This is a genomic window from Pseudomonas sp. P39-UII1 (genome assembly GCF_039672635.1).
In the GTDB taxonomy this organism is placed as follows: Bacteria; Pseudomonadota; Gammaproteobacteria; order Pseudomonadales; family Pseudomonadaceae; genus Aquipseudomonas.
Genome location: NZ_JBDFPP010000033.1, coordinates 36619 through 42651, shown reverse-complemented (window position 1 = coordinate 42651; position 6033 = coordinate 36619). Strand labels below are relative to the sequence as shown.

Sequence of the window (6033 nt, the reverse complement as noted above, 5' to 3'; positions counted from 1 at the left end):
CCAAACACTCGAAGGACTTTTCAGGTGCGATGCCCCATGCCTGGAGGCATTGAAAAATGCCGTGTGGCTACTTCCTCAGAGAAGTTGTCTGCTGCCATAGAATCTCCCACATTTGTTGCAACGTGCCATTCCAGTCAGGCCATGGTTGTTCGCCTTTGCGCATGACTGAGGACAGGTGAGGCGGCAGCAGCGCCAGCCGAAAAATCTCGTCGAGCCACCAAGGCTAACAACTATGGCCCATCAGGCCATGGCACGTTGCAACAAATGTGGGAGCGGGCTTGCCCCGCGAAGCGCCGCGCGGGCGGCGCTCGGTCTCAAAGGCGCTGAAGATCCCAAGGCAAGCACTTCGCGATGCGCCGCGCGGGCGGCGCTCGATCTCAAGGGCGCTGAAGATGCCGAGGCAAGCCCAGCGCCTTTGATTCAAGCTGCCCGCCGCTCGCCCTTGAGCAGTTTTTTCTGGGCCTCCATGGCAACGCCCAGCTCTTCCAACTGATCTTTACCGAGTAGCTTCTTCGCAGTAGGGAAGAGCTCGCCTTCCTCTTCCTCGATGTGATGCTCAAGCAGCTCCTTCATGACTTTCACTCTACCGGCGAATTCGAGGGTGCCGGTTTCGGTATGCAGCAGGTCAGGGAGCACCAGCGAGTCGACCGTCCGGTGTTCTTCCTTGGCCTCGTAATACATCTTGGCTTCCTCTTTACCTCCGGCTTGCTTGATCGCCGGGTAGAGAATGTCCTCCTCCAGGGCCGTATGGACCTGCAGTTCCTGCTCGATGCGGTGCAGCAGTTCAGCGCGTTTTTTTACCGCACGTTCGGTGGTCGAGGAGAGTTCTTCCAGCAGTTTCTTGACCAGCTTATGGTCTTGAATCAGCAGATCGATAGCGTTCATGGAGACACCTCTTCACGGTGGATAAAGTCTGGCTTCCCAGGCGCTGTACGAAAGACTGCGTGTAGGAGCTGGCTTGCCTGCGATCGGCTGCGAAGCAGTCGTAAATCCTGTATCCGCGTCCTGTCTGGCAGTGCGCAGACACCGGTTTTGCGACTGCTTCGCAGCCGATCGCAGGCAAGCCAGCTCCTACAGGGTTTCGTACAAAGCTTATGAGGTTGAGTGGGCGCCAACGTCAGGGTTCAACGATCGTGATGATTGGTCTACGGCCAGCGTTCGCCGGCCAAGAACCGCCCTCAAAGAATGGGTTTACCACCCGTGACGCCGTAGCGTGACCCCGAGATGTAGCTGGCCTCATCAGAACCCAACAAGACATAAATCGGAGCGACCTCCACCGGTTGCCCTGGCCGCCCCATCGGGTAGCTCGAACCGAAGTTCCTGACCGCATCATCGGGCATGGTGGCAGGTATCAGCGGTGTCCAGATCGGGCCGGGGGCCACGCTGTTCACCCTGATGCCTTGCTTGCCCAGCAGCTGGGCGAGGCCGGCGGTGAAATTGGCAATGGCGCCTTTGGTGGCGGCATACGCCAACAGGCTGGGTGATGGGTCGTCGGAGTTGACCGAGCTGGTGTTGATGATCGACCCGCCTTTGGGCATCGACGGCAACGCGCGCTGGCAAATCCGGAAAATGGCGGTGATGTTGGTATCGAAGGTCTTCACCCATTCATCATCGTCAATCTCGTCCAGGCCCTCATGAGCCATCTGGAACGCGGCGTTGTTGACCAGAATATCGATGCGACCGAACTGCGCCACCGTCTTGTCGACGATGTCGTAGCAGTGCTGCTTTTGCGCCAGGTCACCCGGTAGCAGCAGGCACTGCCGGCCCGCAGCTTCCACCCAACGCGCCGTTTCCTGCGCATCTTCGTGCTCATTCAGGTAGGAAATCGCAACGTCGGCGCCCTCGCGGGCGTAGGCAATGGCCACCGCGCGCCCGATGCCGCTGTCGGCGCCGGTGATCAGGGCGATTTTGCCTTCGAGCCGATTCTTGCCGCTGTAGGTCTGCTCACCGCAGTCTGGATACGGCTCCATCTTGCGTTGCGAGCCTGGAACGCTTTGCGGTTGAGAGGGGAAGGGGGGAGTGGGGTAGTCGCTCATGGGGGCAGCTCCTGCAGTTGAGAACGCTCATTACCGTTCGAACGGTGCAACAGGCCGGTGTTGGGATGAGTTCAGGGTTCGCGCGACGGGCGGTCAGTCTTGGATTTCCATTGAATTCTCAAGCGTGGGATAGCTCTACCGCTCACTCGTCTCGTGCTTTGCGTGCAAGGCTCGACCCTCAAACTGGAGCATAGAAGTGCCTAGAATCATCACCCCTACCACCCCCGAACATGAGATCGATCAGCAGAATGCAAGGATGTTCGGTACCCCGAAGGAGCGGCTGGATTTCTATCGACGCGAAATCCAGTACGAAACTACCATCCTGGCCAACCGCACCGATGCTTACCTGGCGGCTCAGTCATTCCTGGTCATCGCGTTCGTGTCGTCGATGAGCAACCTGAACGACGGCTGGGGCGAGATGTTCACGTTGATAGTGCCGGCGTTTCTCGCACTGCTCGGTGTGCTCAGTTCGCTGAACGCCTGGCCAGGCATCCGCGCGGCCTTTCGAATCATCGAGCACTGGCAGCTCAAGCAAAGCCACTTGCTGCGCAGTGAGCCGATGATGGGCTTGGCGTATGACGAATCGCCGTTGTTCTGCGAGGCGGAAACCTCTCAGGCTGGGCACCGCAAATCGCTGCTGTTTTCCCTGCGCACACCGTGGATTTTTCTCGGCTTCTGGGTCTTGCTGGGCACCTATTCGGTTTACATCCAGCTGGCGTGACCCGCGCCCTCCAGCCGCGCTGAAGCACAACGGAGGGCGCGGCGCAGATCGCTGAGCTCAGCCTGCCAGCGCCTTGATCAATTGCTCATTGAAGGCCGGAATATCGTCTGGTTGGCGACTGGTGATCAGGTTACCGTCTACCACCACCTGCTCATCCACCCACTGGCCACCTGCATTGCGAATGTCGTCCTGCAACGTCTTGTAGCTGGTCATCCGCTTGCCCTTGACCAGACCGCTTGACACCAGCAGCCAGGCACCGTGGCAGATGACGGCCAACGGCTTGCCGGCCGCAGCATGGCTTTTCACCAGCTTTTGCGCGCCAGGGATGATCCGGATCGTATCGGAGTTCTGCACGCCGCCAGGCAGTACCAAGGCGTCGTAAAGGTCGAGGTCGGCACTGTCGAACGTTGCATCCACGTTGAACTCGTCGGCGGGCTTGTCATGGTTCCAGCCGCGTACCTTACCCTCCTTCTCACCCAGGATATCGACTACCGCACCGCTGTTCTCCAGCGCTTCACGCGGGCCGGTCAGTTCCACCTGCTCGAAGCCATCGGTGACCAGAAAGGCCACGCGCTTGCCGTCAAGTTGTGCACTCATCAGTTATCTCCTCGTACTGTAGGGCATCAGATAGGGCCCGGCACCGGCAGGCAAAGTTCCTGCGCGGTGCTCAGCGGTTGATATCAGCGGCGCCTGCGCTGCGAGCGGGTGAGGACCAGCCCGGCAATGATGCCGAGGACTGCCGCGCCCACCAGCAACGGTGTGTGGCCTTTGCGCTCTCGCCAGCCGCCGTCCACGCTGCGCCGGCCACTGGGTGGTTCGAACAGGTTGCCCGAAGAAATCCCTGCAACAGGACTGCGGTGCAAGCCCCAGCGTGTCAGCCATCCCGATATCTGCGGGAGTGCTGGCACCAGGAAGCTGGCCAGGTGGGCGAGGCGCGCGGTTGCGCCGACCGTGGTGTGCGCACGCGGGGAAATGGCGCACGCCACCATGGCCTTGGCCACCAACTCCGGATCGTAGATCGGCCCGGGCGGGGTGAGCGCGTGGCCGGTGTAGTTGCCGCCATCCCTGAAGCCCGGCGTATCCATGACCGCTGGGTAGATGTCGCAGACATGGATGTCGGGGAACTCCGTGAGCTCCCCGCGCAACGCGTCGGTCAGGCCTCGCAGGCCGAACTTGCTTGCCGAGTACGCCGCGGCATAGGGCTGGGCAACCCAGCTGCCCAGTGACAGCGTGTTGATCAGCGTGCCGCTGCGCTGCGCCTTGAAGTAGGGCAGGGCCACATGGGCGCCACGCAGGTAACCGACCAGATCGGTTTGAATGACTTGCTCATGGGCCTCCAGTGGCGTGTCTTCGAAATTGCCGACCGCGCCGACGCCGGCGTTGTTGACCCAGATATCGATTCGGCCATGGCCAAATTCGGCAGCCTGCGCGGCCAGCGCTTGTACCTGGTCGCTGCGGCTGACGTCGGTGGTGATTGCCACGGCGTCCGTGCCGCAATCGGTGCACTCATCCAGCACGTCGAACAACGCTTCTTCATCGCGTGCAGCCAGCACCAGGCGCGCACCTTTACAGGCAAAGGCATGTGCGGCGGCGCGGCCTATGCCACTTGAAGCGCCGGTGATGACCACCACTTTGCCCCGCAGTGGGCCCTTGATCGGTGCTGGGCGTGGCGGCTCGGCCGGCTGTGGCGCTTGCTCCACAGCGTCCGCCGCAGGCGCGAGGAGGGTGCTGGGGTCCAGCCTCGAAAGCTCGAGGGCGGTGCCATCCACCAGCATCAACCTCAGCCCCTCGAGGGTGCCTGCCACCCGATCGGGGAACACCGGCTCACCTTGCGCATCCAGGCTGTCATAGATGAATGTGGTGCCCTCCAGCCAGCCGACAGCGGTCAGCAGTTCGGGCCCGAGGTAATACTTGCCGTCCAGGAAGAAACCGGGAAATTGATGGGCGCGTTCGATGTTATCCACGCGGTATCGTTCACCTGGTTTCATGCCTGTCGCTTGATCGATCATGGTCAACCTCCTTTGGCTGCATACCGGGAAGCGCTAGCCCCCTGTGCTTACCCGTGATTGGAGCCCAGGGTTCCGGACGCAGCGCCGGGAACCAGGATGACCTTGCGGCAGTTGTCCTGTTTCTGGTCGAACATCTTGTAGCCCATGGCCGCTTCTTCCAGGGCAAGGCGGTGGGTAACGATCATTTCGGGTTGCAGCCGGCCGGCCTCGATATGCTCGAGCAGCTCTGGCAGGTATTTCTGCACATGGGTCTGGCCCATTTTGAAGGTGAGGCCTTTGTCGAACGCGTCGCCGAACATGAAGGCGTGGACGAAGCCGGCGTACACTCCCGGAACACTGACAACCCCGCCTCGGCGCACAGCCGCAATGCTCTGGCGCAAGGCCTTGCCACTGCTGCCCTCGATCTTCAGCGCCGTCAAGACCGTTTCGGCAGTGCTGCCCTTGGCCTCGAACCCCACGGCATCGATGACCGCATCGACGCCGCGCCTGCCTGGCGTGTGGCGGATGATGCTGTCGGCAGGGTCGTCATCCTGCTCGAAGTTGATCGGGATCACCCCGTAGGCGTCCTGGGCATAGGCCAGGCGGTAGTCCTTGTCATCGACCATGAAGATGGTTTCGGCCCCAAGCATTTGCGCGCACGCGGCACTCAGCAGGCCCACTGGCCCGGCGCCATAAATGGCCACTGATGAACCCGGGCCGATTTCGGCGTTGAGGACTGCCTGCCAGGCGGTCGGCAGGATGTCGGAGAGAAACAGCACCTTGTCATCGGCCAGCGCGGTGGGCACCTTGAACGGGCCGACATTGGCTTTGGGTACCCGCACGTAATCGGCTTGCCCACCCGGGATGCCGCCATACAAGTGGCTATACCCGAACAACGCAGCGCCTGGCGGAATGCCTTTCTTGTTGATCAGCGAGCCGCGACCGGTGTTGGTGGTTTCGCAGGCGGCAAACAGGTCGTGCTGGCAGAAGAAGCAACTGCCGCAGGCAATGACGAAAGGGATCACCACACGGTCGCCGATCTGCAAACCGGTGACGTCACTGCCCGTTTCCTCGACGATGCCCATGAACTCATGGCCAAAAATATCCCCCGCTTCGGTCTGCGGAATCTTGCCCCGGTAAAGGTGCAGATCAGAGCCGCAAATGGCGGTTGCGGTCACCCTCAGAATGATGTCGTCCGGCGCTTGGATGATGGGGTCTGGGACGGTATCGACCCGGACATCGTTTGCGCCGTGGTAGGTCAATGCTCTCATCGAATCAGCTCCTGCAG

At 61.1% G+C, this 6033-nt stretch carries 6 protein-coding genes; 1 reads left to right on the top strand and 5 read right to left on the bottom strand.

From position 1 onward, the window contains the following. Nucleotides 1-420: 420 nt before the first annotated feature. Nucleotides 421-885, bottom strand: a complete 465-nt coding sequence (locus tag ABEH27_RS24380; protein ID WP_346616022.1) for a hemerythrin domain-containing protein — start codon at nt 883-885, stop codon at nt 421-423. 293 nt (nt 886-1178) lie between these two features. Continuing rightward, a complete protein-coding gene (locus ABEH27_RS24375) occupies nt 1179-2036 on the bottom strand; it encodes an SDR family oxidoreductase (RefSeq protein ID WP_346616021.1) in 858 nt (285 codons plus the stop codon). Between the two features lie 196 nt (nt 2037-2232). On the opposite strand from ABEH27_RS24375, the gene ABEH27_RS24370 reads away from it, so the two are divergent. After that, entirely contained in the window at nt 2233-2757 is a 525-nt protein-coding gene (locus ABEH27_RS24370) for a hypothetical protein (RefSeq protein WP_346616020.1), read from the top strand. Between the two features lie 57 nt (nt 2758-2814). On the opposite strand, the gene ABEH27_RS24365 is transcribed toward ABEH27_RS24370, so the two are convergent. The 3 genes from ABEH27_RS24365 to ABEH27_RS24355 all read right to left on the bottom strand — a co-directional run bounded on the left by ABEH27_RS24365 (nt 2815) and on the right by ABEH27_RS24355 (nt 6016). Further along, the gene (locus ABEH27_RS24365) at nt 2815-3354 is read right to left on the bottom strand and encodes a type 1 glutamine amidotransferase domain-containing protein (protein ID WP_346616019.1); all 540 of its coding nucleotides are present in this window, start codon (nt 3352-3354) and stop codon (nt 2815-2817) included. 83 nt (nt 3355-3437) lie between these two features. Then, the gene (locus ABEH27_RS24360; RefSeq protein ID WP_346616018.1) at nt 3438-4766 is read right to left on the bottom strand and encodes an SDR family oxidoreductase; all 1329 of its coding nucleotides are present in this window, start codon (nt 4764-4766) and stop codon (nt 3438-3440) included. A 47-nt stretch (nt 4767-4813) separates the two neighbouring features. Further along, on the bottom strand, nt 4814-6016 hold the full coding sequence (locus ABEH27_RS24355; RefSeq protein WP_346616017.1) for a zinc-dependent alcohol dehydrogenase: 1203 nt from the start codon (nt 6014-6016) through the stop codon (nt 4814-4816). Between the last annotated feature and the right edge of the window lie 17 nt (nt 6017-6033).

What these genes read in the sequence shown, in the direction of transcription:
- ABEH27_RS24380 (WP_346616022.1), bottom strand. Translation starts at nt 885, where the DNA reads ATGAACGCTATCGATCTGCTGATTCAAGACCATAAGCTGGTCAAGAAA.
- ABEH27_RS24375 (WP_346616021.1), bottom strand. Translation starts at nt 2,036, where the DNA reads ATGAGCGACTACCCCACTCCCCCCTTCCCCTCTCAACCGCAAAGCGTT.
- ABEH27_RS24365 (WP_346616019.1), bottom strand. Translation starts at nt 3,354, where the DNA reads ATGAGTGCACAACTTGACGGCAAGCGCGTGGCCTTTCTGGTCACCGAT.
- ABEH27_RS24360 (WP_346616018.1), bottom strand. Translation starts at nt 4,766, where the DNA reads ATGATCGATCAAGCGACAGGCATGAAACCAGGTGAACGATACCGCGTG.
- ABEH27_RS24355 (WP_346616017.1), bottom strand. Translation starts at nt 6,016, where the DNA reads ATGAGAGCATTGACCTACCACGGCGCAAACGATGTCCGGGTCGATACC.